We start from the raw sequence: 23,312 nt of genomic DNA, 5'->3' as shown, positions 1-23,312 counted from the left end.
GTATGGCCATGTTCGTTCCTCGCCGCAGCCTGCCGCCCCTGAACGCTGTCCGTGCCTTCGAGGCGGCGGCCCGGCTTGGCAGCTTCAAGGAGGCGGCCGGCGAGCTTGGCGTGACCCATGGCGCGGTCAGCCAGCAGATCCGCCTGCTCGAGACCTGGCTCGGGCCGCCGGCGCTGTTCCGGCGATCGGTGCGGCGGGTGGTGCTGACGCCGGCTGGCGCCGCGCTGCTCGCGGAGTTCGCGCCCGCGCTCGATCGGGTCTCGGCCGCCGTGCAGCAGCATCGCAAGCGTCGCGGCGAGGCGCCGGCCGCGGTGCTGCGCGTCAACGCGCTAGCGACATTCAGCCTGCGCTGGCTGTTGCCGCGCATGACAAGGTTTCGTGCCGAGCATCCCGATATCGAGGTGCGGCTGTCGACGTCGAACGATCCCGTGGATGCCTTGCCCGAGCTGTTCGACGTGGTGATCCGCGGCGGCCCCGACACCTTTCACGGCTTTGCGTCGCGCTTCCTGTTGTCGGAGCAGCGGCTGCCGGTGTGCAGTCCCGCTCTGCTCGCGAAGCTGCCGCTGACCGAGGTTGCGGATCTCAGCCGGCATACGCTGCTGCACGTCACCTCGATGCCGCGGCTGTGGCGCGACTGGCTGACCGATGCAGGCGAGTCCGCGCTGGAGGGCGCGGCGTCGCTGACCTTCGATCATTTCTATCTGACGCTTCAGGCGGCGCTCGACGGCCTCGGCGTCGCCATGGGACCGACGGCACTGATCGCCGACGATCTCGCCGCCGGGCGCCTGCTGACGCCGTTCCCGGACATCAGCCTGCCGGCCCGCAGCTATTTTGCTTACTTTCCCGAAGGGCGCGACGACGATCCGCATCGCGCGGTGTTCTGCGACTGGCTCGAGCAGCAGGGCCGCCAGACGGGCTGAGCGCGGTTAGCGCTCTTCGGCCTCCTCGCCCGCGATCTCCTGCGGCAGGGCGATCACGACGCGGCCGCCGGCTATATCGACCTCCGGCACCACCGCGTTGGAGAACGGCAGCAGCAGGGACGTGCCCTTCGGCGGCGCGATCTCGATGATGTCGCCGGCGCCGAAATTATGGATCGCGAGCACGCGGCCGAGCGGCTCGCCGTCCGTGGTGACGGCGGCGAGCCCGATCAGATCGGTGTGGTAATATTCGTCCTCGTCGGTCGCGGGCAGCTTTTCGCGCGCGACGTAGAGCTCGATGCCGTTGAGGCGCTCGGCCTCATCGCGGGTCGTGACGCCCTTGAACGTCGCGACCAGATGATCCTTCGCCTCGCGCGCTTGCGCGACCTCGAACTGGCGCTTGCCGTCCTTGGACAGAAGCGGACCGTAGCGCTTGATGGCGAAGGGATCTTCGGTGAAGGTCCACAATTTGACCGCACCGCGCACACCATGCGCGGCGCCGATCCGCGCGACGCAGACCAGCGCCGACATGGTCTGGCCTTAACCCTTCGCGGCAGCTTCGGCCTGCGCCTTGCGCTCCTTGCGCGGCACGGCCTTCTGCGGGTTGTTGCGCGCTTCGCGCTTCTTGACGCCGGCGGCGTCGAGGAAACGCGACACGCGGTCCGACGGCTGCGCGCCCTTGGCGACCCAGGCCTTCACCTTCTCCATGTCGAGCTTGAGGCGCGCCTCGTTGTCCTTCGGCAGCAGCGGGTTGAAGTAGCCGAGACGCTCGATGAAGCGGCCATCGCGCGGAAAGCGCGAGTCGGCGACGACGACGTGATAGACGGGACGCTTCTTGGTGCCTGCGCGGGCGAGGCGGATAACGACGGACATTCAGTTCTCCTTCAAAGTACAGTTTGTTCGGTTGATTGGTATTCCGCGTTGCGCGAGACCGATGCGATCCCGTGCGACGAATTCCTCATTTCTTCTTGCCCGGGAAACCGCCGAGGCCCGGCAGCGTCGGCTTGCCGCTCAGCCCGGTCAGTCCAGGAAGGTTCGGCAGGCCGGTGCGAAGACCGGGCGGCAAATCCTTCGGCAAATTCGGCAGGCCTTGTCCGCCGCCGCTTCGCATCTTCTCCTGCATCGCCTTCATCTCTTCGGGCGAAGGCATCTTCATGCCGCCGCCAAAGCCCATCGCCTGGGCGATGCCAGCGAGCGGGCCGCGCTTGCCCGAGCCCATGGCCTTCATCACGTCGGCCATGTTCCGGTGCATCTTGAGCAGCTTGTTGACGTGCTCGACGCTCTGGCCGCTGCCTGCGGCGATGCGCTTCTTGCGGCTGGCCTTGAGCAGGTCGGGATGACGGCGCTCGTCGCGCGTCATGGAATCGATGATCGCGACCTGGCGCTTCAAGATCTTGTCATCGATCCCCGCGGCAGCGATCTGGTTCTTCATCTTGGAGATGCCGGGCATCATGCCCATCAGGCCGCTGATGCCGCCCATATTGGCCATCTGCGACAGCTGCTCGCGCATGTCGTTGAGGTCGAACTGACCCTTGCGCATGCGCTCGGCGGTGCGCGCGGCCTTTTCGGCGTCGATGTTGGCGGCGGCACGTTCGACCAGCGACACCACGTCGCCCATGCCGAGGATGCGGCCGGCGATACGGTCGGGATGGAAGTCCTCCAGCGCGTCGGTCTTTTCACCGGTGCCGATCAGCTTGATCGGCTTGCCGGTGACGGCACGCATCGACAGCGCGGCGCCGCCGCGGCCGTCGCCGTCCACGCGGGTCAGCACGATGCCGGTGAGGCCGACGCGCTCGTCGAAGGCGCGGGCAAGATTGACGGCGTCCTGGCCGGTGAGCGAGTCCGCGACCAGCAGCACTTCATGCGGATTCGCGGCAGCCTTGATGGCTGCGGCTTCCGCCATCATGTCTTCGTCGAGCGTGGTGCGGCCGGCGGTGTCGAGCAGCACGACGTCGTAGCCGCCGAGCTTGCCGGCTTCCAGCGCGCGCTTTGCGATCTGCGCCGGCTGCTGTCCCGCCACGATCGGCAGGGTCGGAATGTCGAGATCGCGGCCGAGCACGGCCAGCTGCTCCATCGCCGCCGGGCGATAGACGTCGAGCGAGGCCATCAGCACCTTGCGCTTGTCGCGCTGGACCATGCGGCGGGCGAGCTTCGCGGTGGTGGTGGTCTTACCGGAGCCCTGCAGGCCGACCATCATGATCGGCACCGGCGGCACGGAATTGATGTCGATGGTCTGGCCTTCGGCGCCGAGCGTGTTGATCAGCTCGTCATGGACGATCTTGACCACCATCTGGCCGGGGGTCACCGACTTGACGACGGTGGCGCCGATCGCCTGCTCGCGGACGCGTTCGGTGAAGCTGCGCACGACTTCGAGCGCAACGTCGGCCTCCAGCAGCGCGCGGCGCACCTCGCGCATCGCGGCGTCGACGTCCTTTTCGGTCAGCGCCCCGCGCCCCGTCAGACGATCGAGGATGCCGCCAAGCCGTTCCGACAGATTGTCGAACAATGCCGTTGTCCCTTGTCCTGCTTGCGCAGGGTTGCCGCATTCACCTCTGTCATGCCCCGCCTTCGCGGGGGATGACCAGTTCTCGGTCCGTGGCCTGAAGCCAGGAAGCGATCTTCCAAACACCTTTGCGCCCGAGGGCGCATAGCGCTGTCGGGCGTTGACCTCTGGCCTCCAGGGCCAGTCGGCGGATCGAAAAGAAAGCCTTTCCGAGAAAGTGGCGGGGTTAAACGCCGCTCCCGCCCAAAAGTCAAGGAAAGTTAGGGCGCCGGAACGCCCCTGGCAGGGCAAGGCTCTGAAATTATGCCCCTTTTGGCGATGGGTTCCTTTTCTGGCGGCCCCGCCCATATAGGCGGTGATGTCTTGCCGTCCCGACCATCCCTAGAAACCCGCCCGTGCCGGTCACCCGCCGCCGCCTTTTCGGACTGCTTGCCGGAGCCGGTGCGCTGGTCGGTATCCCCTCCCTCTGGATATCTAGCATGAAGACCTATGACGGTCCCGCCTCCGACCATTTCAACGGCCTGCACTTCTTCGATCCCGACGGCGCGCCGCCGAAACCGCTTCGCGAGGTGCTGCGCTGGCAGTTCAGCGGCAAGCGGCAGCGGGCGACCTGGCCGGATTGGGCTCCGAGCCCCCATGCCGACACCCCGCCGGAGCGCGTCGACGGCGGCAAGGCACGGCTCTCCTTCGTCGGTCACGCCAGCTGGCTGATCCAGGCCGGTGGCCTCAACATCCTCGTTGATCCCGTCTGGTCCTCGCGGGTGTCGCCCGTCGGCTTTGCCGGCCCGAAGCGGCACAACGATCCCGGCATCGCCTTCGAGAAGCTGCCGAAGATCGACGTCGTGCTGGTCTCGCACGGGCACTACGATCATCTCGACATCGCGACGCTGTCGCGGCTCGCCAAGAATTTTGCTCCGCGGGTGGTCACGCCGCTCGGAAATGACGTGACGATGCGCAGCACCGACTCGTCGATCAAGGCCGAGGCGTTCGACTGGCACGACCGCGTCGAGCTCGGCGGCGGCATCGCCGTGCATCTGGTTCCGACCCGGCACTGGACAGCGCGCGGCCTGTTCGATCGCAACAAGGCGCTGTGGGCGAGTTTTGTGTTGGAGACGCCGGCCGGGAAAATCTACGTCGTCTGCGATTCCGGCTATGGCGATGGCAGACATTTTCGCCGCGTCGCGGAGAAGCACGGGCCGTTACGCCTGGCGATCCTCCCGATCGGCGCCTACGAGCCGCGCTGGTTCATGCGCGACCAGCACATGAATCCGGAAGATGCCGTGAAGGCGCTGCTCGATTGCGGCGCGCAGGACGCGCTCGGGCATCATCACGGCACTTTCCAGCTGACGGACGAGGCGATCGACGCACCTGCGAAAGCGCTGGTCGAGGCGCTGGATGCCGCGCAGATTCCGCAGCAGCGGTTCGTTGCGATGAAGCCGGGGCAGGTGGTGGAGATTTAGCTCCGCTGTCGCCACCCATACAGCTCGTCGTCCCGGGGCGCGACGAAGTCGCGAGCCCGGGACCCATACCCACAGCAAGATGTTTGACGAAGACTCGTCGTTTTCAGTCTTCCCGCGGAACGGCGACCTGCGCCTACCGAAAGATCACGCGGTATGGGTCCCGGCCTTCGCCGGGACGACAGTTGTATTTGTAGCGAGCAGTGTGCCTCTTACGGGGCTACGTCTACTGCCCCTGCTTGATCGCCCAGCTCACATTCACCGTCACCGACAGCGTCTCCTCGCCCGGTGCGACGGCGGCGGGTGCGGCCATCGGTGCCGTGGCCATTCGCGCCTTGAACAACGGCACCGGCGCGCCGCCTTCGGAGACGCTGAGCGGTGCACCCAGCGTGACGCCGGTGGCCTTGGCGTAGATCTCGGCCTTGCGGCGGGCATCCGCCACCGCCTGCTCGCGGGCGTCGTCGAGCAGTTTTGACGCCTGCGTCACCTCGAACGAGATGTTGCCGATATCGTTGGCGCCGGCGCTGACCAGCGTGTCGATGATGCCGGCGATCTTGGTCACATCGCGAATCTTGACGGTGACGCGATTGGAGGCGCGGAAGCCGACCACGGGCGAGGCGCCGGTGGATTTGTTCTGGCCGTATTGCGGCTGCAGCGACAGCCGTGAGGTCTGGTAATCCTTCTCGGCGATCCCGGCCCCCTTCAACGCCAGCAGCACCTTGCCCATCGCGGCGTTGTTGGCGTCGGAGGCTTCCTTCGCCGTCTTGGCGTCATTGGCGACGCCCGCGTCGATCTGCGCAAGATCGGGCGCCACTGAAACGGTGGCCTCGCCGCTCACCGAGATCGCGGAGGGAAAATCGTCGGCGAGCACGGGCGTTGCCAGCAGCGTGGCAGCGAAAACGGCGGCGAGTACGGCAGGCTTTTTCATCGGTCTCACTTCAGTGGCACGAAAACATTGATCACGAGCTTGTCCTCCGCCGTCTTCAGGGGATCGGTGAGGTACTCCTCGATAAAGGTGTCCTTGGCTTCCAGTCTCTTGTCGTCGAGGTGATTGGTGATCGCCTCGTAGGTGTTGTCCATGTTGTCGTAGGAGCCGCGATGGACGAATTTCAGCGCCTTGCCTTCAGGCGATTTGCCGACGCTCATGTCCTTGGGCAGGTTCTTGGGATCCTGCTCGACCGGAATCTCGGCGAGGAAGGTGAAGCCGGTGTCGTCGGTCGAGGTATAGACGATCATCGAATTGCCGGCGTGCTTGATGCCCTGCTTGTCCAAGAGCGTGTTCAGCGCCTTGAAGGCATCGACCAACGTGTCGAAGGCCGAGTCCCAATTGGCGGTGCCCTTGACCATCACGACCTTCTTGGACTCGAGCGTGGTCTCGAGGCCAAAGGGATCGGCGGTCTGGACCGGGGCGGGGGTGGCGGCGACAGCCGGGGCCGTCGGGCTGGGCGAGGTGCTGGCTGCGGGCGCGGGCGATGCTGCGGGAGCCGGCGAGGCGCTCGCAGCAGGCGAGGGCGTTGCCACGGGGGCGGGCGAGGCACTTGCAGCCGGGGCGGGCGAGGCCGACGGGGCCGGCGAGGGGCTCGCCGAGGCAGCGGGCGCCGGGCTCGGGCTCTGCGCCAGAGCGGCGGATAGCCCAAGCGACAAGGCCGCTGCCGGGATCAGCGCGGCCAGAGCGAGACGACGAAAAGTGTTCATTTTATTCTCCCCAAGGCCTTGGTCCAGCAAGGCCCTAATTCATCAAGACCTTACTCACCAAGGCCTTAACCCGGCCGCGCGTCCCGGTTCGCGCGAACCGCGCCGTTCTAACACGCGAGCGCCGAATTCGTCCCATGACAGATGCGTCATGGCGAACGTCCTGGCGCCCGGCGGCAAATCACTGGCCAAGCGGCCAAGGATCGCCATATAAGGCAGGCGAAATTCAGGAAATTTCATGGGCGCGCTGGCCAACCACGCATTTGCCAAGATGAACGGCATCGGCAACGAGATCGTCGTTGTCGACATGCGCGATTCCACGGCAAAGGTGACGCCGGACGATGCCCGCGCGGTGGCGTCCGCGCAGGGCGGCGTGCCCTACGATCAGCTCATGGTGCTTCAGAAGCCGCGGCTCGACGGCACCGAAGCCTTCATCAGCATCTACAACAATGACGGCTCCGAAGCCGGCGCCTGCGGCAACGGCATGCGCTGCGTGGTGCGGCGCATCTTCGAGAAGACCGGGCAGGCAACGGCGACGTTCGAGACGGCCGCCGGCCTGCTCAATGCCTGGCAGGGCCCGGCGCCCGATCTCTATACCGTCGACATGGGCGTGCCCAAGTTCGGCTGGCAGGACATTCCGCTGGCGGAAGAGTTTCGCGACACCCGCTACATCGAATTGCAGATCGGGCCGATCGACAATCCGATCCTGCATTCGCCCTCAGTGGTGAGCATGGGCAACCCGCACGCGATCTTCTGGGTCGACGACGTCAACGCCTATGACCTCGCGCGCTTTGGTCCGCTGCTGGAAAACCATCCGATCTTCCCCGAGCGCGCCAACATCACGCTCGCTCATATCGTCGACCGCGACCACATCACGATCCGCACCTGGGAGCGTGGCGCCGGCCTCACCAGGGCATGCGGGTCGGCGGCCTGCGCGACGGCCGTCGCCGCAGCACGCCTGAAGCGCGCCAATCGCAACGTCGAGATCACGCTGCCCGGCGGCAAGCTCGGCATCGAATGGCGCGAGCGCGACGACCACGTGCTGATGACGGGCACCGCGACCTTCGAATATGAGGGCAATTTCGATCCGGCGCTGTTCGCGCCGGTCGGATAATGTCCGTCGATATCGTCACCTTCGGCTGCCGCCTCAACGCCTTCGAGGCCGAGGTGATCCGCAGCAAAGCCGAAGGCGCAGGTCTCGTAGACACCATCGTCATCAACAGCTGCGCCGTCACCAACGAGGCGGTGGCGCAGGCGCGGCAGTCGATCCGCAAGCTGAAGCGCGAGCGGCCGGGGGCGCGCATCGTCGTCACCGGCTGCGCCGCACAGACGCAAAGCCGGATGTTCGCCGATATGGCCGAGGTCGATCGCGTCGTCGGCAATGACGACAAGATGCGCAGCGATGCCTGGCGCGAGGCGCGCGATGCCTTCGACATCGGCGCCAGGGAGAAGATTGCCGTCAGCGACATCATGGCGGTGAAGGAGATGGCGCCGCATCTCATCGACGGCTTCGCAAGCGGTCTGCCGCGCGTGTTCGTGCAGGTGCAGAACGGCTGCGACCATCGCTGCACCTTCTGCATCATCCCGTTCGGCCGCGGCAATTCGCGCTCGGTGCCGATGGGCGCCGTGGTCGAGCAGGTGCGGGCGCTGGCGGAGCGCGGCCATGCCGAGATCGTGCTGACCGGCGTCGACCTCACCAGCTATGGCGCCGACCTGCCGGGTGCGCCGAAGCTCGGCATGCTGACGAAGCAGATCCTGCGGCATGTGCCGGAGCTGAAGCGCCTGCGCATCTCCTCGATCGATTCGATCGAGGCGGACAACGATCTGCTCGACGCGATCGCCGACGATGCGCGGCTGATGCCGCATCTGCATCTGTCGCTGCAGTCGGGCGACGACATGATCTTGAAGCGCATGAAGCGGCGGCATTTGCGGGGCGATGCGATCGCCTTCTGCGACCAGGTGCGGCGCCTGCGCCCGGACGTCGCCTTCGGCGCCGACATCATCGCGGGCTTTCCGACCGAGACCGAGGCGATGTTTTCCCGCTCGCTCGATCTGGTCGAGGAATGCGGCCTGACCTTCCTGCACGTCTTCCCCTATTCCCCGCGCCCCGGCACGCCCGCCGCACGGATGCCGCAGGTTGCGGGGCCTGAGATCAAGGAACGCGCGCGGCGGCTGCGTGCGGCTGGAGAGGCAGCATTGCGTCAGAGGCTGCAAGCCGAAATTGGCGCAACGCGCGATGTGCTGATCGAAAGTGAGAGCCAGGGCCGCACGGAGCACTATCTGCCGGTGGCGATCGCGGGCGCGCGCGTGGGGAGCGTGGTGCCGCGGATGATCGTCGGCAGCGATGGTGAGCGGTTGACCACGTAATTTGCCGTCGTCGTCCTGGCGAAAGCCAGGACCCATTACCCCAGGGAGAAGTTGTTGCACGGGATTGCCAACCACCAGTCTTCGCCAAATTGAATTCGGTGGTTATGGGTCCTGGCTTTCGCCAGGACGACAGCGGAGGGCGTGGCCCGCAGCGCGCCTCAAACCCGCTCCGCTACGACGCCCGCACCTGCCAGAACCGCAGCGTGCGCCGCGCGTTCTCCGGCGTCATTCGTGCGTAATGCCCCTGCGCTCTCGCAAGATCCGCCGGCTTCATCGCGCCGGTGGCGAAGCGGCTTTCGAGCACGGCGGCGGTGGTCTCCCAGCTGAGCTGCGCCGCCTTGCACGGCACCAGCAGGCCGTCCTCGCGCAGGCTCTGCATCAGCGGGCGAATCACCTCGACGGTGGATTGCGACAACACCGCCAGCGCCGCGACGGTTTCTTCATAGCGCCGCTGCTTGGCAAAGCCGAACAGCGTCGCCTCGTTGAGCTGGCCGGATGCCTTGAGACCTGCGATGGCGCGCTTGGCGCCCTCGAAATCGCGGACACCGGACATCTCGCGCGTGACGCCCGCGGTGACGGCGGCGATCGCGCCCTGGATTTCCTCGAACAGATGCGGCGGCGCGCGCGACAGCAGGCGGGTGCGAACCGCGTCGGTCGCCGAACGCAGCAATTGGCGGCGCAGCTCCGATGGCAGATCGACGCGGACGCCGACGCTGACGGCGAGCTCCGGATCACTCTCCGCCTGTCCGACGATGACGGCAAATCCGTTTCCGGAGACGCGTGCGCCCGGATTGGCGGCAAGCCGCCGGCTGACACTGGGATAGCGGCGCGCCAGCAGCGCGTCGGTGACGATCTCCTTCAGCCACCAGCGCCCGGCGACTGCGAGCAGATGCGGTTCGCCCTTGGATGATGCGATCTTCACCAGCTCGCCGTCGTCGAGGCGCGCGGATTCCTGGAGCACGGGTCCGGCGATGCGGATCTCGTCATTGTTGGCGAGGCGGCGGATGACGGAGGGCGGCGCCTGTGCGATCGGCGCAAGCTGCGCGCTGATCTCGGCCAGCGCCACGCGTGCGCCCATGTCGGCCATGGCGCGGAGCTCGATGGTGCCGATCAGGCGCTCGAGCACCTCGTCGAACAGCGCGATCTGCTCGTCGTCAAAACTGCCGGCGGAGGACAGGAACAGGTCGGTGACGCGGCGGGCCGTCTCCAGGCCCTTTTCCGCCGAGCCAATCCGAAGTGCGGATTCGACCTCGTCGATGATCGATAGCTCGGCCTTGGACATGACGCGCGGCTCGTCCTGAGCGGATTGACGGAAGCTTGTTCTAAGCGACCGCTATCATTAGAGGCGAGCCCTGAACGTTTCGTAAACCATGGCCGAGGAGAACGAAGTGCTGCCGCGGCGGCGCTGCGCTCCCTCTCCCGCAAGCGGGAGAGGTGAACGGCACCTATTCCCCATTCCACCCGCAGGCGCGCAGTTTTTCGTGCATGTGCGGCGGGGCCGGGGCCACCACGCGGACCGGCTCCTTGTTCCGGGAGATCGGCACTACGATCTCGCGGGAGTGCAGGTGCAGCTTCGGCTCGCCGAAGCGCGGGCCGTTGCCGTAAATGTTATCGCCGAAGATCGGCCAGCCGGTCGCGGCCGAATGCACCCGCAATTGATGGGTCCGCCCCGTCACCGGTTCCATGGCGAGCCAGGTGAAACCGTCACCCCGGCCCATCACCTTCCAGTTGGTGATCGCCTTCTGGCCTTCGGGATCGGGCTTCTGCCACCAGCCGCGCTCGGCATTGAGCCGGCCGAGCGGCATATCGATGGTGCCTTCGTCCTCGGCGGGCCCGCCTTCGACCACGGTCCAGTAGGTCTTGCCGATCTTGCCGTGCTTGAACAGCAGGCCGAGCGAGGCGGTCGCCTTGCGATGGCGGCCGAGGATGAGGCAACCGGAGGTGTCCTTGTCCAGCCGGTGGGCCAGCACCGGCGGCCGCGGCAGGCCGAAACGGAGCGCGTCGAAGGATGCCTCCAGATTGGCGCCGCCCTTGGGGCCGCGATGCACCGGCAGACCGGCCGGCTTGTCGATGACCAGCATCAATCCGTCGCGATGGAGCACGCGGCCCAGGATTTCGTCGGCGGTCAGTTCGGGAACATCGAGCAATGGCAGGACTTTCGGTCAAGACTTTCGTTTGGGAGCCGGAACGGCTAACACACCAGTGCGGTGGATTTGGCATTCGCTCAGCGGCTGCCGCGAAATGTGAAGCGAATGCCAAATCCAGGGCCGCACTGGCAACAATATTTTCTCGTGCCGCTCTTCGATTTGAAGTTCCTAACCGGACTTGCGGCAAGAGAGTAGGAACTTCAAATCGTCGGCACGAGCATCATGAACGATACCACGTCAGATCCCCCCAAGCTGAGCTGGTGGCGCCGCCTGTCCAACGGGCTGAAGCGCACCTCGTCCTCGCTCGGGACCGCGGTCGCCGACCTCGTCACCAAGCGCAAGCTCGACCGCGCCATGCTCGACGACATCGAGGACGTGCTGCTGCGCGCCGATCTCGGCACATCCGTCGCGGTGCGCATCGCCGACGCCGTCGGCACCGGGCGCTACGACAAGGCGATCTCGGCGGACGAGGTCAAGGACGTCGTTGCGACCGAGGTCGAGAAGGTGCTGGCGCCGGTGGCCAAGCCGCTCGAGATTGATACGGCCAGGAAGCCGTTCGTCATCCTCGTCGTTGGCGTCAACGGCTCCGGCAAGACCACCACTATCGGCAAGCTCTCGCAAAAATTCGCCTCCGAAGGCCGCAAGGTGATGCTGGCCGCCGGCGACACGTTTCGCGCAGCGGCGATTGAGCAGCTCAAGGTCTGGGGTGAGCGTACGAAAACACCGGTCATCGCGGGCACGCAAGGCTCCGACTCGGCGAGCCTCGCCTTCAACGCGCTGACGGCGGCGAAGGAGCAGAAAACCGACGTGCTCCTGATCGACACCGCCGGGCGGCTTCAGAACAAGGCCGAGCTGATGAACGAGCTCGAAAAGGTCGTGCGCGTCATCCGCAAGGTGGACGACACTGCGCCGCATGCGGTGCTGCTTGTGCTCGACGCCACCGTCGGCCAGAACGCGCTGTCGCAGGTCGAGGCCTTCCATCGCACCGCCGGCGTCACCGGCCTCGTGATGACCAAGCTCGACGGCACGGCGCGCGGCGGCATCCTGGTGGCGCTCGCGGAGAAATTCAAACTGCCGGTGCATTTCATCGGCGTCGGCGAAGGCGTCGACGATCTCGCGCCGTTCACCGCGCGCGATTTCGCCCGTGCGATCGCCGGAATCGAGTCATAGGTTTCTTTCGTCATGCCCCGCGCAGGCGGGGCATCCAGTACGCCGCGCCGCCGGTTGTCGATCACAGGTGCCACGGAATACTGGATCCCCCGCATTCGCGGGGGATGACATCAACGAAAGTCAGGGAATGGACAAGACCCAGCCGCATCCGCTGTTCAAGCTTGCGACCGAACTCGGTCCGCTGCTCGTCTTCTTCTTCGTGAATGCGAAGTTCAATCTGTTCGCCGCGACCGGCGCCTTCATGGTCGCGATCGTCGCGGCGATGATCGCCTCCTATGTGGTGACGCGCCATATCCCGATCATGGCGATCGTGACGGGCGTGATCGTGCTGGTGTTCGGCACGCTGACGCTGGTGCTGCACGACGAGACCTTCATCAAGGTCAAGCCGACCATCATCTACGGCCTGTTCGCCGCCATCCTCGGCGGCGGGCTGCTGTTCGGCCGCTCCTTCATCGCCGTGATGTTCGACCAGATGTTCAACCTGACGCCGCAGGGCTGGCGCATCCTGACGCTGCGCTGGGCGCTGTTCTTCGCCGGCATGGCCGTGCTGAACGAGATCGTCTGGCGCACCCAGAGCACGGACTTCTGGGTGAACTTCAAGGTGTTCGGCGTGACGCCGATCACGATGATCTTCGCCATCGCCCAGATGCCGCTGACCAAGCGCTATCACCTCGAGCCGGTCTCGCTGGAAGCGAGCGAGGCGGATGCGGGGGATGTGAGGAAGGGGTGACTGTTTGATGTCATTCCGGGGCACGCGAAGCGTGAACCCGGAATCTCGAGATTCTCAGGTGCGCAAGTGCACACCATAGTTCGGCTCTGCGAGCCGCCCCGGAATGACAGTAACTACTTCAGCGCCTTCTCCATCTGCGGCAGCAGCACGCTCCGCAGATTGTCCGGCGTAATCGGACCGACCAGCTTGTAGACGATGGTGCCCTCACGTCCGACGACGAAGGTCTCCGGCACGCCATAGACGCCCCATTCGATCGAGGCGCGGCCGTTGGCATCCACGCCGACGCGGCCGAACGGGTTGCCGTAGCGGCCAAGGAAGCGGCGGGCGTTGTCGGCCGCGTCCTTGTAGTTGATGCCGACGAGCTGGAAGCGCTTGTCTTTCCCCAGCTCGGTCAGAAGCGGCGCCTCGTCATGGCAGGGTACGCACCAGGACGCCCAGACGTTGACGAGGCTGACCTTGCCCTTGAACGCGGCGGGATCGAGCCCCGGCACCTGGACGTTGTCGGCCTGCAATCCCTCGAGCGGCGGCAGCGCGGTCTGCGGAGCCGGCCGTCCGATCAGCGCGGAGGGAATCCGCGAAGGATCGCCGCTGCCGAGCCGCAACCAGAACAGCAGCGCCAGGCCGATGAAGGCGATCAGCGGCAGCACCATCAGGAAGGTGCGGCGCTGCGGGCTCGCGGAAGTCGACTGCTCGCTCATGGCCGATCCATCGCGCTGCGCCCCGAGCGGCGGGTGATGCCGCTGCGGTCGAGGTCGCGCAGGCGCCGGGTCTGGCTGCGATAGTCCAGCACGATCCAGCCGATCAGGATCGCGACCACGAGCGCGGCTGCGGCATAGGACGTCACGATGAAGGAGGCATAGGGACCGAGCGACATGATCATGCGGCCCCGACTTCGTTTGACGCGTTGTTTTGACGCAAACCGTCGCCCATCTCGCTCGAAAACGCCATGCGGCTCGCCTGCATCATCTGCAGCGAGCGGACACGGCGGCGCAGGATCTCGTTGCGCATCGCCGCCAGGTGCAACGTGACGAACAGCAGCGTGAACGCGATCGCCATCACCAGCAGCGGAATCAGGAACGATTTGTCGAGCGACGAACCGCCCATGCGCATCACCGAAGCCGGCTGGTGCAGCGTGTTCCACCAGTCGACGGAGAACTTGATGATGGGCAGGTTGATCGCGCCGACCAGCGTCAGCACCGCGGCGGCGCGCGCCGCGCGCGAGGGATCGTCGACCGCGCGCCACAGCGCCATCAGGCCGAGATACATCAGGAACAGAATCAGCACCGAGGTCAGGCGAGCGTCCCATTCCCAATAGGTGCCCCACATCGGCCGGCCCCACAGCGAACCCGTCAGCAGCGCGAGGAAGGTGAAGGCGGCGCCGATGGGAGCTGCCGCCTTCGCGGCGACGTCGGCGAGCGGATGCCGCCACACCAGCGTGCCCAATGAGGCGACGCTCATCACGCCCCACACGAACATCGACAGCCAGGCGTTGGGCACGTGGATGAACATGATCTTCACGGTCGCGCCCTGCTGGTAGTCGTCGGGCGCTAGCGCGGATTGGTAGAGGCCGATCGCGAGCAGGATGACGGTCGCGGCCGCAAGCCACGGCAACACCCGCGCCGTCAGCGCGAGGAACCGTGTCGGGTTGGCGAGGTCGATCAGCGTCATGGTATTCTGATAATCACAGGTCAGCACTCACGCAATCAGCATAAAAGCGCGCAGCGAAAGTTGATCGGGGTCAAGGTCGGTCGAGCTCATCTCAGTCGAGGCCATGCCGCAGGCTCGCCGCCGCCGCGAAGGGGCCGATCACGAGGCTGACCAGCGACAGCGCGCACAGGATCGAGAACGGCGCGCCGAACGACATGGGACCGACGATCACCGCCTGGGAGGCCGCGACCCCGAAGATCAGCACCGGGATCGACAGCGGCAGCACCAGAACCGCCATCAAAAGCCCGCCGCGATGCAGCGTCACCGCCAGCGCGGCGCCGATCATGCCGGTAAAGGTCAGGGCCGGCGTGCCCGCGAGCAGCGTCAGGGCCACCGCGCCGGTCGCGACCATGTCGAGGTTGAGCAAGAGCCCGAGCACGGGGGTTGCGACAATCAGCGGCAGGCCCGCCGCCAGCCAATGCGCCAGCGCTTTCGCCGCGCAGGCGAGTTCCAGCGGCGTCCGGCTCATCGTGATCAGGTCGAGCGAGCCGTCCTCATGGTCGGCCATGAACAGCCGGTCCAGCGTCAGCAGGCTCGCCAGCAGGGCGCCGAGCCAGAGAATGGCCGGCCCCAGCCGCGACAGCAACGCGAGGTCCGGCCCCACCGCGAACGGCATCAGCACCACCACGGTCAGGAAGAACAGCACGCCGATCAGCGCCCCGCCGCCAACGCGGAGCGCGATCCTGATATCCCGGCGGATGAGGGCGGACAGGGCGGTCATGGGGCTGCCTTTTCGGCTTCGAGACGATCGTAAGAGCCCGACTCGCGCCACAGGCAATCTGCGCTCCCTCCCCCCTTGCGGGGGAGGCGTAGGCCGCCTCCGGCGGCCGTCCTCTTAAGAGACGCCGAAGCGAAGCTTCGGCTATGGGAGAGGGGTGGCCCCGGAAAAGGTGTGCTTGGGTTCAGGGAAGGACTTCGGTAGATCGAGAGGGTCCCTGTGTGGCACCCCCCTCCCTGCCCCTCCCCCACAGGGGGGGAGGGAACGGGTAGAGCGGAGCTTTGCCGCTCGAAAAGCTGAGGGTCGGTCGGAATCATGCCACACCCCCGATCCGCAGCTCGCGTGATTCGATCCCCAGCGCCATGTGGGTCGCCGCGATGATCAGGCCGCCGCGGGCGAGATGGTCGCGCATCAGGCCGCCGAACATGTCCTGGCCGGCGACGTCCAGCGCCGTGGTCGGCTCGTCCAGGAGCCAGATCGGGCGGCGCACCGTCAGCAGCCGGGCCAGCGAGAGCCGGCGGCGCTGGCCGGCCGACAGAAAAGCTGCCGGCAGGTGGGTGGCGTGGTCGAGCCCGACCGTGGCGAGGCTCTCATGGGCATCAAGTCGCTCGCCGCCCAGAAAATCGGCCCAGAATGACAGATTTTCCGCCACGCTCAGCGCCGGCTTCAGGGCGTCGCGATGGCCGAGATAGTGGCATTGCTCAGGCAATGTCAGCTCGGCATCGCCGCCATCGAGCGCGATCGTCCCGCCAGCCGGAATGAGCAGCCCCGCGATCAGCCGCAGCAGCGAGGTCTTGCCCGACCCGTTGCGGCCGACGACCGCCACGGCCTCGCCGGAGACGGCCTCGAAATCGAGCCCGGCAAACACCTCGCGGCCGCCCCGCACACAGATCACCCCACGTCCGGAAAGCTGCATCTTGCCTCGTATCAACCCGTTCAAACCAGGCATCAGGAAAACTTGGGGTAGCGCATGGGAATTTTTGGCTCGCGGATTGCTGCGGCACGTTTGTGGCTGTGGCGGCGCGGTTAGAAAGCTTCTATAAGCCCGGAACTACTTGATGCAGCAACTCAACCTGCCCCTGCAAGCGACCCAGCCGGATTCGCTGACGGTGTTAAAATACCCCTTGCCGGGTATAACTAACAATTGGGATTTCCTACATGACCTCGCTCGACAGCTTCAAATGCAAAAAGACCCTCAAGGTCGGCGCCAAGACCTATGTCTATTACAGCCTGCCCACGGCCGAGAAGAATGGTCTGAAGGGAATTTCGAAACTCCCCTATTCGATGAAGGTCCTGCTCGAGAACCTCCTGCGCAATGAGGACGGCCGCTCGGTCAAGAAGGCGGACATCGTCGCGGTGTCCAAATGGCTGCGCAAGAAGTCGCTGGAGCACGAGATCGCGTTCCGCCCGGCGCGCGTGCTGATGCAGGACTTCACCGGCGTGCCCGCGGTGGTCGATCTCGCCGCGATGCGCAACGCGATGCAGAAGCTCGGCGGCGACGCCGAGAAGATCAACCCGCTGGTGCCGGTCGATCTCGTCATCGACCATTCCGTGATCGTGAACTTCTTCGGCGACAACAAGGCCTTCGCCAAGAACGTCACCGAGGAATACAAGCAGAACCAGGAGCGCTACGAGTTCCTGAAGTGGGGCCAGGCGGCGTTCTCGAACTTCTCCGTCGTGCCGCCCGGCACCGGCATCTGCCACCAGGTCAATCTCGAATATCTCTCCCAGACGGTCTGGACCAAGAAGGAGAAGATGACGGTCGGCAAGAAGACCGGCACCTTCGAGGTCGCCTATCCCGACTCGCTGGTCGGCACCGATTCCCACACCACGATGGTCAACGGTCTCGCCGTGCTCGGCTGGGGCGTCGGCGGCATCGAGGCGGAAGCCTGCATGCTCGGCCAGCCGCTGTCGATGCTGCTGCCTAACGTCGTCGGCTTCAAGCTGAAGGGCGCGATGAAGGAAGGCGTCACCGCGACCGACCTCGTGCTGACCGTGACACAGATGCTGCGCAAGCTCGGCGTCGTCGGCAAGTTCGTCGAGTTCTTCGGCCCCGGCCTCGACAATCTCTCCGTCGCCGACAAGGCGACCATCGCCAACATGGCGCCCGAATATGGCGCGACCTGCGGCTTCTTCCCGGTCGACGCTGCCGCGATCGACTACCTCAAGACCTCCGGCCGCGCCGCACCGCGCGTTGCGCTGGTGCAGGCCTATGCCAAGGCGCAGGGGCTGTTCCGCACCGCCAAGTCGGCCGATCCGGTGTTCACGGAAACGCTGACGCTCGACCTCGCCGACGTCGTGCCGTCGATGGCCGGTCCGAAGCGTCCCGAAGGCCGCATCGCGCTGCCGTCGGTCGCCGAAGGCTTCTCGCTCGCACTCGCCAATGAGTACAAGAAGACCGAAGAGCCGGCGAAGCGCTTTGCCGTCGAAGGCAAGAAGTACGAGATCGGCCATGGCGACGTCGTGATCGCCGCGATCACCTCCTGCACCAACACCTCGAACCCGAGCGTGCTGATCGGCGCCGGGCTCCTGGCCCGCAATGCCGCGGCGAAGGGCCTCAAGGCCAAGCCGTGGGTGAAGACCTCGCTTGCCCCGGGCAGCCAGGTGGTCGCGGCCTATCTCGCCGATTCCGGCCTTCAGGCCGATCTCGACAAGGTCGGCTTCAACCTGGTCGGCTTCGGCTGCACCACCTGCATTGGCAATTCCGGTCCGCTGCCGGAGGAGATCTCGAAGTCGATCAACGACAACGGCATCGTTGCCGCCGCCGTGCTCTCCGGTAACCGCAACTTCGAAGGCCGCGTCTCGCCGGACGTGCAGGCGAACTATCTGGCCTCGCCGCCGCTGGTCGTCGCTCACGCGCTCGCGGGTAGCGTGACCAAGAACCTCGCCGTCGAGCCGCTCGGTGAAGGCAAGGACGGCAAGCCGGTGTACCTCAAGGACATCTGGCCGACGTCGAAGGAGATCAACGCCTTCATGAAGAAGTTCGTGACCGCGTCGATCTTCAAGAAGAAGTATGCCGACGTGTTCAAGGGCGACACCAACTGGCGCAAGATCAAGACCGTCGAGAGCGAGACCTATCGCTGGAACATGAGCTCGACCTACGTGCAGAACCCGCCCTACTTCGAAGGCATGAAGAAGGAGCCGGAGCCGGTCACCGACATCGTCGAGGCGCGCATCCTCGCCATGTTCGGCGACAAGATCACCACCGACCACATCTCGCCGGCCGGTTCGATCAAGCTCACCTCGCCCGCGGGCAAGTATCTCAGCGAGCACCAGGTGCGTCCCGCCGACTTCAACCAGTACGGCACGCGGCGCGGCAACCATGAAGTGATGATGCGCGGCACCTTCGCCAACATCCGCATCAAGAACTTCATGCTCAAGGGCGCCGACGGCAACATCCCGGAAGGCGGCCTCACCAAGCACTGGCCCGACGGCGAGCAGATGTCGATCTACGACGCCGCGATGAAGTACCAGCAGGAGCAGGTGCCGCTGGTGGTGTTCGCCGGCGCCGAATACGGCAACGGCTCCTCGCGCGACTGGGCTGCGAAGGGCACGCGCCTGCTCGGCGTGCGCGCGGTGATCTGCCAGAGCTTCGAGCGCATCCATCGCTCCAATCTTGTCGGTATGGGCGTGCTGCCGCTGACCTTCGAGGAAGGCACCTCCTGGTCGTCGCTCGGCCTGAAGGGCGACGAGAAGGTCACGCTGCGTGGTCTCGTCGGCGATCTGAAGCCGCGCCAGAAGCTGACCGCGGAGATCGTCTCCGGCGACGGTTCGTTGCAGCGCGTTTCGCTGCTTTGCCGCATCGATACGCTGGACGAGCTCGACTACTACCGGAACGGCGGCATCCTGCACTACGTGCTGCGCAAGCTCGCGGCTTAAGCGCGGATTTGTGAACGGTGGCTCACTGCGAAGTGAGTAGAAGGTTAAACGAAGGCGGCCTATCACAAGGCCGCCTTCGCGCGTTTGCGGCATGCTTCGGATGGGCCCGCCCGGCGGAAACTCCGCCCTGGACGGTCGAATGTGCCGTGCCCGTAAGACTACGGTGACCATCAGGCGATAAGATTTCCCTTCCCACGAGCAACGGTGTGCGGCGTTCGACATGACAGCAATGACGGCTTCTCATCTGATTTCACGTTGGTCCGGTGCCTTCTGGTCGGGAGCACTCGGCATCTGTGCGATCGTCGCCGTCATCCGTCCCGCTGAGGCTGATCCCCGCGCCGTGGTTGAGCTCTTCACCTCGCAGGGCTGCTCCTCCTGCCCGCCCGCCGACAAGATCATCGGCGATCTCTCCAGCGATCCCTCGATCATCGCGCTGAGCATGCCGATCGATTATTGGGATTATCTCGGCTGGAAGGACACGCTGGCGGATTCGCGCTTCTCGGCGCGGCAGCGCGCTTATTCGCGCATGCGCGGCGACCGCGAGGTCTACACCCCGCAGGTCGTGGTGAACGGCTCGACGCATGTCGTCGGCAGTGATCGTGCCGGCATCGAGAGTGCGATCGGCAAGACCGACAAAGGCATGGGCGTGATGAGCGTGCCGGTGACGATGTCGCTCTCGGGCAAGCAGATCAACGTGTCGGTGGCCGCGAGCAAGGAGCCGGCGATCTCGCACGGCGAAGTCTGGATCTGCTCGATTGCGAAGTCAGTGCCGATCGCGATCGCCAAAGGCGAAAATCGCGGACAGCAGATCACCTATCACAACGTGGTGCGCAACCTGCTCAAGGTCGGCGACTGGAACGGTCGTCCGGAAAGCTGGACGGTGCCGATCGAGAACCTCACGCGCGACGGCGTCGATGGCGCGGTGGTCTATGTCCAGGACGGCAGCCGCGAGAAACCCGGCCCGATGCTGGGCGCGGCATACACGTCGCTGCACTGAAGCGCACGCTTCGCATTCTTCCTGATGCGCGGTCTGGCTCTATCTCCTCATGGTGAGGAGCGCGCCCCTTGCGCGCGCGGCGGACGATGCTGCGCATCGCCGCGAGAACCATGAAAGGCCCCGCTGATGCCGCTCGGGCCTCGATCCTTCGGGACGCCGCGCGAAGGATGAGGGGAGAGAGCGTACGCAAGATCGTGTCGGAAAAATCTTGTCCCTCGTCATTCCGGGGCGCGCCTCTTTGGCGCGAGCCCGGAATCCATTTCTCAACTGGGAACGATTGATGGATTCCGGGCCCGCGCTTCGCGCGTCCCGGAATGACAGCGGGGGAAGAAACATCCCGACACAAACAAAAAAGGACCAACTCGCGTTGGCCCTCCTTGTCGCGCGTACAGACCCGATCCCGTCGACCCCGGGGGGCTGGGGGCTGAGGAATCCGGAACCGAAAGGACCGGGTCAACGCACACAGCTCTTTTCGCAGTGCAGGGCGGCAGGCGCTGGGCGGAAAAGCGGCGATACTATGATTCCTGCTAACGATCCCGTGACGGTTCGTCGCGACAGAGTTCCACCGTTGCGTGTGTTCCGATTCGCCCCCGGTTCAATGGGTTGCACCGAGAGCTCTTCAAACAGCCCTCGAGAGCCCCTTGCGGTGGGGAACGGTTGGCGCAATCATGCGATTGTCATGATCCGCGGTTCCGGGGACGGTTTTCGCGGACGCGATCATGCCGTGCGATCAGGAGGCGCTCCATGAGTCTGACGTCGGAGGATGCCGATCCGAGCGAGCAGCGCGCGGCGGCGCGTCCCCCCGCTGCGAATGCGCAGCCGAACCAGGTGACCTTCAACCGGCTCGAGCTGCGCCGAATTCTCAATCTCTACGGCCGCATGGTCGCCGACGGCGAGTGGCGCGACTATGCCATCGACTTCCTGAAGGACCGTGCGGTGTTCTCGGTCTATCGCCGCGCCTCGGAAGTGCCGATCTATCGCATCGAGAAGGACCCGCGCCTCGCGCGCAAGCAGGGCATGTACAGCGTGATCTCGGCGACCGGCCTGATCCTGCGCCGCGGCCACGAGCTCGAGCGCGTGCTGCTGGTGATCGATCGCAAGCTGGCCGTGGTGTGACGACCTTCGGTCGTCATTCCGGGGCGCGACGAAGTCGCGAACTCCGGCGCGCGGTTGCGCGCCTGAGAATCTCGATCCGCATCGCTCGCTTGAAACTTCTGGATTCCGGGTTCGCGCTATGCGCGCCCCGGAATGACGTGAGGCGCTTACTTCCCCGGCACCGTGCTGGCGCCCTCGCCGAGCTCGCGCTGCATCATCACCGTGTCGAGCCAGCGGCCGAATTTCAGCCCGACATTGGGATGCGTGCCGATCATCCTGAAGCCGCCCTTGGTGTGCACGCCGATCGAGCCGGCATTGGCGGAATCGCCGATCACCGCGATCATCTGGCGGAAGCCGCGCGCCTCGCACTCGGCGATCAGCCGCTCCAGCAGCAACGAGCCGACGCCGCGGCGGTGGAAGGAGGGGTCGAGATAGATCGAATTCTCGACCGTGAAGCGATAGGCTGGCCGCGGCCGGTAGGCGCCGGCATAGGCGTAGCCGGCAACGCGGCCGTCGAGGATGGCGACGAAATAGGGATAGCCGCCGTCGACCAGCGCGCGGTAGCGCCGCGTCATCTCGGCAAGATCCGGCGGCTCCAGCTCGAACGTCGCCGTGCCCTCGCGGACGGCCTGCTGGTAGATGGCGGTGATGGCGGGGAGGTCGGCCTCAAGGGTGGGCCTGATTTCAGGTGCGGACATGGGTAAAGATTAGAGCCTTCCCGCGGCGGCCGGAAGAGGCAACATCGTTTCCATATACTCCGTCATTGCGAGGAGCCCTTGCGGCGAAGCAATCCAGAAATGCATCCGCGGAGGCGCTCTGGATTGCTTCGCTGCGCTCGCAATGACGGTGTTCGTGGTGGCACCCGGCCCAAACAAAAACCCCGGCCTTGCGGCCGGGGCTCATGTCGTTCTCTCTGGTCGATCGCTTAATCGCGCTGGCCGAGGAGCTGCAGGAGCAGCGTGAACAGGTTGATGAAGTTCAGGTACAGCGACAGCGCGCCGGTGATGGCCGCACGCTCTGCGATGTCACCGCCGGCCGCAGCGTAGCCGTAGATGTAGTCGTTCTTCAGCCGCTGGGTATCCCAGGCGGTGAGGCCCGCGAACACCAGCACGCCGACCACCGACACGATGAACTGCAGCATCGAGCTGGCCAGGAACAGGTTCACCAGGCTCGCGATGATGATGCCGATCAGGCCCATGAACAGGAACGAGCCCATCCCGGTCAGATCACGCTTGGTGGTGTAGCCGTAGAGGCTGAGCGCACCGAAGGTCGCCGCGGTGATGAAGAACACCCGCACAATCGAGGTGTGCGTGAACACCAGGAAGATCGACGACAGCGAGATGCCCATCAGCGCCGAGAACACCCAGAACAGGATCTGGGCGGTCGAAGGCGCCAGACGGTTGATGCCTGCCGAGATCACGAACACCATGGCGAGCGGCGCGAGCATGAACAGCCACTTCAGGGGGCTGACGAACATCGCATAGCCGAACGGCGTCAGGAACAGCTTGCCGACGCGGACGGCTTCCGGGGTCGGAACGTCGGTCACGGCGGCCATGTAGACGCCGAGTGCGGCAAGGCCCGTGATGGCGAGGCCAATGCTCATGTAGTTGTAGATGCGCAGCATGTAGGCGCGCAGGCCGGCATCGACCGTCGCGGCGTCAACACGCCCGGCGGCCCTGCCGAAAGGAGAAGCGTAGTTACGGTCTAGGTCCGACATGGTCGAATTCCCGTTGGTTGGCCGGTCCGGCATGAGGGTCGCCATGCCGCCGGTTCGTCAAACTCTATCTCGGATACCGATGTCTGCCGACTAAATTTTGGCTAACAATCGGGGGTCCGAACCCATTGGATATGTGGGAAACTAACACATTCGCTGCAACCGTCCACGCGCGGCCGAATGTCGCCCTCGCCGGCAATCCTGGCGAGCGGACGTGGT

The 23,312-nt window shown here is 65.5% G+C and carries 23 protein-coding genes; 9 read left to right on the top strand and 14 right to left on the bottom strand.

Annotated features, from left to right (window positions below):
• Nucleotides 1-8: 8 nt before the first annotated feature.
• Entirely contained in the window at nt 9-920 is a 912-nt protein-coding gene (locus WN73_RS20550; RefSeq protein WP_161536925.1) for a LysR substrate-binding domain-containing protein, read from the top strand.
• Nucleotides 921-926: 6 nt separating this feature from the next.
• On the opposite strand, the gene rimM is transcribed toward WN73_RS20550, so the two are convergent.
• The 3 genes from rimM to ffh form a co-directional block, all read right to left on the bottom strand.
• Nucleotides 927-1,448 (bottom strand): ribosome maturation factor RimM, encoded by a 522-nt coding sequence (gene rimM / locus WN73_RS20545; protein ID WP_271554592.1) that lies wholly within the window; start codon nt 1,446-1,448, stop codon nt 927-929.
• A gap of 9 nt (nt 1,449-1,457) precedes the next feature.
• Nucleotides 1,458-1,790: a 30S ribosomal protein S16 gene (rpsP, locus tag WN73_RS20540; RefSeq protein WP_011083313.1), complete on the bottom strand. Its 333-nt coding sequence runs from the start codon at nt 1,788-1,790 to the stop codon at nt 1,458-1,460.
• Nucleotides 1,791-1,875: 85 nt separating this feature from the next.
• Nucleotides 1,876-3,423 carry a signal recognition particle protein gene (ffh, locus tag WN73_RS20535; protein WP_271554591.1) on the bottom strand — a complete coding sequence of 516 codons (1,548 nt, stop codon included), beginning with the start codon at nt 3,421-3,423 and terminating at the stop codon, nt 1,876-1,878.
• A gap of 392 nt (nt 3,424-3,815) precedes the next feature.
• Between ffh and WN73_RS20530 the strand changes: the two genes are divergently transcribed.
• Nucleotides 3,816-4,880: an MBL fold metallo-hydrolase gene (locus tag WN73_RS20530; protein WP_271554590.1), complete on the top strand. Its 1,065-nt coding sequence runs from the start codon at nt 3,816-3,818 to the stop codon at nt 4,878-4,880.
• 223 nt (nt 4,881-5,103) lie between these two features.
• Here the strand turns inward: WN73_RS20530 and WN73_RS20525 are convergent, their stop codons facing one another.
• Together WN73_RS20525 and WN73_RS20520 are read right to left on the bottom strand one after the other, a co-directional pair.
• Nucleotides 5,104-5,805 carry an SIMPL domain-containing protein gene (locus tag WN73_RS20525; protein ID WP_038965070.1) on the bottom strand — a complete coding sequence of 234 codons (702 nt, stop codon included), beginning with the start codon at nt 5,803-5,805 and terminating at the stop codon, nt 5,104-5,106.
• A gap of 5 nt (nt 5,806-5,810) precedes the next feature.
• Nucleotides 5,811-6,572: a GyrI-like domain-containing protein gene (locus WN73_RS20520; protein WP_271554589.1), complete on the bottom strand. Its 762-nt coding sequence runs from the start codon at nt 6,570-6,572 to the stop codon at nt 5,811-5,813.
• A gap of 235 nt (nt 6,573-6,807) precedes the next feature.
• Here WN73_RS20520 and dapF point away from each other — a divergent pair, with 235 nt between their 5' ends.
• Nucleotides 6,808-7,683: a diaminopimelate epimerase gene (gene dapF, locus WN73_RS20515; protein WP_271554588.1), complete on the top strand. Its 876-nt coding sequence runs from the start codon at nt 6,808-6,810 to the stop codon at nt 7,681-7,683.
• Nucleotides 7,683-8,936, top strand: coding sequence for a tRNA (N(6)-L-threonylcarbamoyladenosine(37)-C(2))-methylthiotransferase MtaB (gene mtaB / locus WN73_RS20510; RefSeq protein WP_271554587.1), 1,254 nt, complete (start codon nt 7,683-7,685; stop codon nt 8,934-8,936). Before dapF ends, mtaB begins: the two co-directional genes overlap by 1 nt.
• A gap of 172 nt (nt 8,937-9,108) precedes the next feature.
• On the opposite strand, the gene WN73_RS20505 is transcribed toward mtaB, so the two are convergent.
• Together WN73_RS20505 and WN73_RS20500 are read right to left on the bottom strand one after the other, a co-directional pair.
• Nucleotides 9,109-10,218 carry a DUF2336 domain-containing protein gene (locus WN73_RS20505; protein WP_271554586.1) on the bottom strand — a complete coding sequence of 370 codons (1,110 nt, stop codon included), beginning with the start codon at nt 10,216-10,218 and terminating at the stop codon, nt 9,109-9,111.
• A 163-nt stretch (nt 10,219-10,381) separates the two neighbouring features.
• Nucleotides 10,382-11,083 (bottom strand): RluA family pseudouridine synthase, encoded by a 702-nt coding sequence (locus WN73_RS20500; RefSeq protein ID WP_028174878.1) that lies wholly within the window; start codon nt 11,081-11,083, stop codon nt 10,382-10,384.
• Nucleotides 11,084-11,305: 222 nt separating this feature from the next.
• Here WN73_RS20500 and ftsY point away from each other — a divergent pair, with 222 nt between their 5' ends.
• Nucleotides 11,306-12,253 carry a signal recognition particle-docking protein FtsY gene (gene ftsY, locus WN73_RS20495; RefSeq protein WP_271554585.1) on the top strand — a complete coding sequence of 316 codons (948 nt, stop codon included), beginning with the start codon at nt 11,306-11,308 and terminating at the stop codon, nt 12,251-12,253.
• A 127-nt stretch (nt 12,254-12,380) separates the two neighbouring features.
• On the top strand, nt 12,381-12,983 hold the full coding sequence (locus WN73_RS20490; protein ID WP_011083303.1) for a septation protein A: 603 nt from the start codon (nt 12,381-12,383) through the stop codon (nt 12,981-12,983).
• A 113-nt stretch (nt 12,984-13,096) separates the two neighbouring features.
• On the opposite strand, the gene WN73_RS20485 is transcribed toward WN73_RS20490, so the two are convergent.
• From WN73_RS20485 to ccmA, 5 genes are all read right to left on the bottom strand, one after another.
• Nucleotides 13,097-13,681: a DsbE family thiol:disulfide interchange protein gene (locus WN73_RS20485; protein WP_271554584.1), complete on the bottom strand. Its 585-nt coding sequence runs from the start codon at nt 13,679-13,681 to the stop codon at nt 13,097-13,099.
• A complete protein-coding gene (gene ccmD, locus WN73_RS20480) occupies nt 13,678-13,863 on the bottom strand; it encodes a heme exporter protein CcmD (RefSeq protein ID WP_028174876.1) in 186 nt (61 codons plus the stop codon). The genes WN73_RS20485 and ccmD overlap by 4 nt, the downstream gene beginning before the upstream one ends.
• Entirely contained in the window at nt 13,860-14,651 is a 792-nt protein-coding gene (locus tag WN73_RS20475) for a heme ABC transporter permease (protein ID WP_028174875.1), read from the bottom strand. Before WN73_RS20475 ends, ccmD begins: the two co-directional genes overlap by 4 nt.
• A 91-nt stretch (nt 14,652-14,742) precedes the next feature.
• Nucleotides 14,743-15,411 carry a heme exporter protein CcmB gene (gene ccmB / locus WN73_RS20470; RefSeq protein WP_011083299.1) on the bottom strand — a complete coding sequence of 223 codons (669 nt, stop codon included), beginning with the start codon at nt 15,409-15,411 and terminating at the stop codon, nt 14,743-14,745.
• A gap of 310 nt (nt 15,412-15,721) precedes the next feature.
• A complete protein-coding gene (ccmA, locus tag WN73_RS20465; RefSeq protein WP_028174874.1) occupies nt 15,722-16,324 on the bottom strand; it encodes a heme ABC exporter ATP-binding protein CcmA in 603 nt (200 codons plus the stop codon).
• A gap of 242 nt (nt 16,325-16,566) precedes the next feature.
• On the opposite strand from ccmA, the gene acnA reads away from it, so the two are divergent.
• The 3 genes from acnA (at nt 16,567) to WN73_RS20450 (ending at nt 21,400) form a co-directional block, all read left to right on the top strand.
• Nucleotides 16,567-19,287 (top strand): aconitate hydratase AcnA, encoded by a 2,721-nt coding sequence (acnA, locus tag WN73_RS20460; protein ID WP_028174873.1) that lies wholly within the window; start codon nt 16,567-16,569, stop codon nt 19,285-19,287.
• Between the two features lie 220 nt (nt 19,288-19,507).
• Nucleotides 19,508-20,284 carry a DUF1223 domain-containing protein gene (locus WN73_RS20455; protein WP_011083296.1) on the top strand — a complete coding sequence of 259 codons (777 nt, stop codon included), beginning with the start codon at nt 19,508-19,510 and terminating at the stop codon, nt 20,282-20,284.
• A gap of 744 nt (nt 20,285-21,028) precedes the next feature.
• The gene (locus WN73_RS20450; protein ID WP_011083295.1) at nt 21,029-21,400 is read left to right on the top strand and encodes a DUF2794 domain-containing protein; all 372 of its coding nucleotides are present in this window, start codon (nt 21,029-21,031) and stop codon (nt 21,398-21,400) included.
• 146 nt (nt 21,401-21,546) lie between these two features.
• On the opposite strand, the gene WN73_RS20445 is transcribed toward WN73_RS20450, so the two are convergent.
• Nucleotides 21,547-22,077: a GNAT family N-acetyltransferase gene (locus tag WN73_RS20445; protein ID WP_028174872.1), complete on the bottom strand. Its 531-nt coding sequence runs from the start codon at nt 22,075-22,077 to the stop codon at nt 21,547-21,549.
• Nucleotides 22,078-22,304: 227 nt separating this feature from the next.
• The gene (locus WN73_RS20440) at nt 22,305-23,096 is read right to left on the bottom strand and encodes a Bax inhibitor-1/YccA family protein (RefSeq protein ID WP_028174871.1); all 792 of its coding nucleotides are present in this window, start codon (nt 23,094-23,096) and stop codon (nt 22,305-22,307) included.
• Between the last annotated feature and the right edge of the window lie 216 nt (nt 23,097-23,312).

Origin of the sequence: Bradyrhizobium sp. CCBAU 45394, assembly GCF_028128655.1 — a bacterium.
Taxonomy (GTDB): Bacteria; Pseudomonadota; Alphaproteobacteria; order Rhizobiales; family Xanthobacteraceae; genus Bradyrhizobium; species Bradyrhizobium diazoefficiens.
This window is presented reverse-complemented; position numbering and strand designations above follow the sequence as displayed.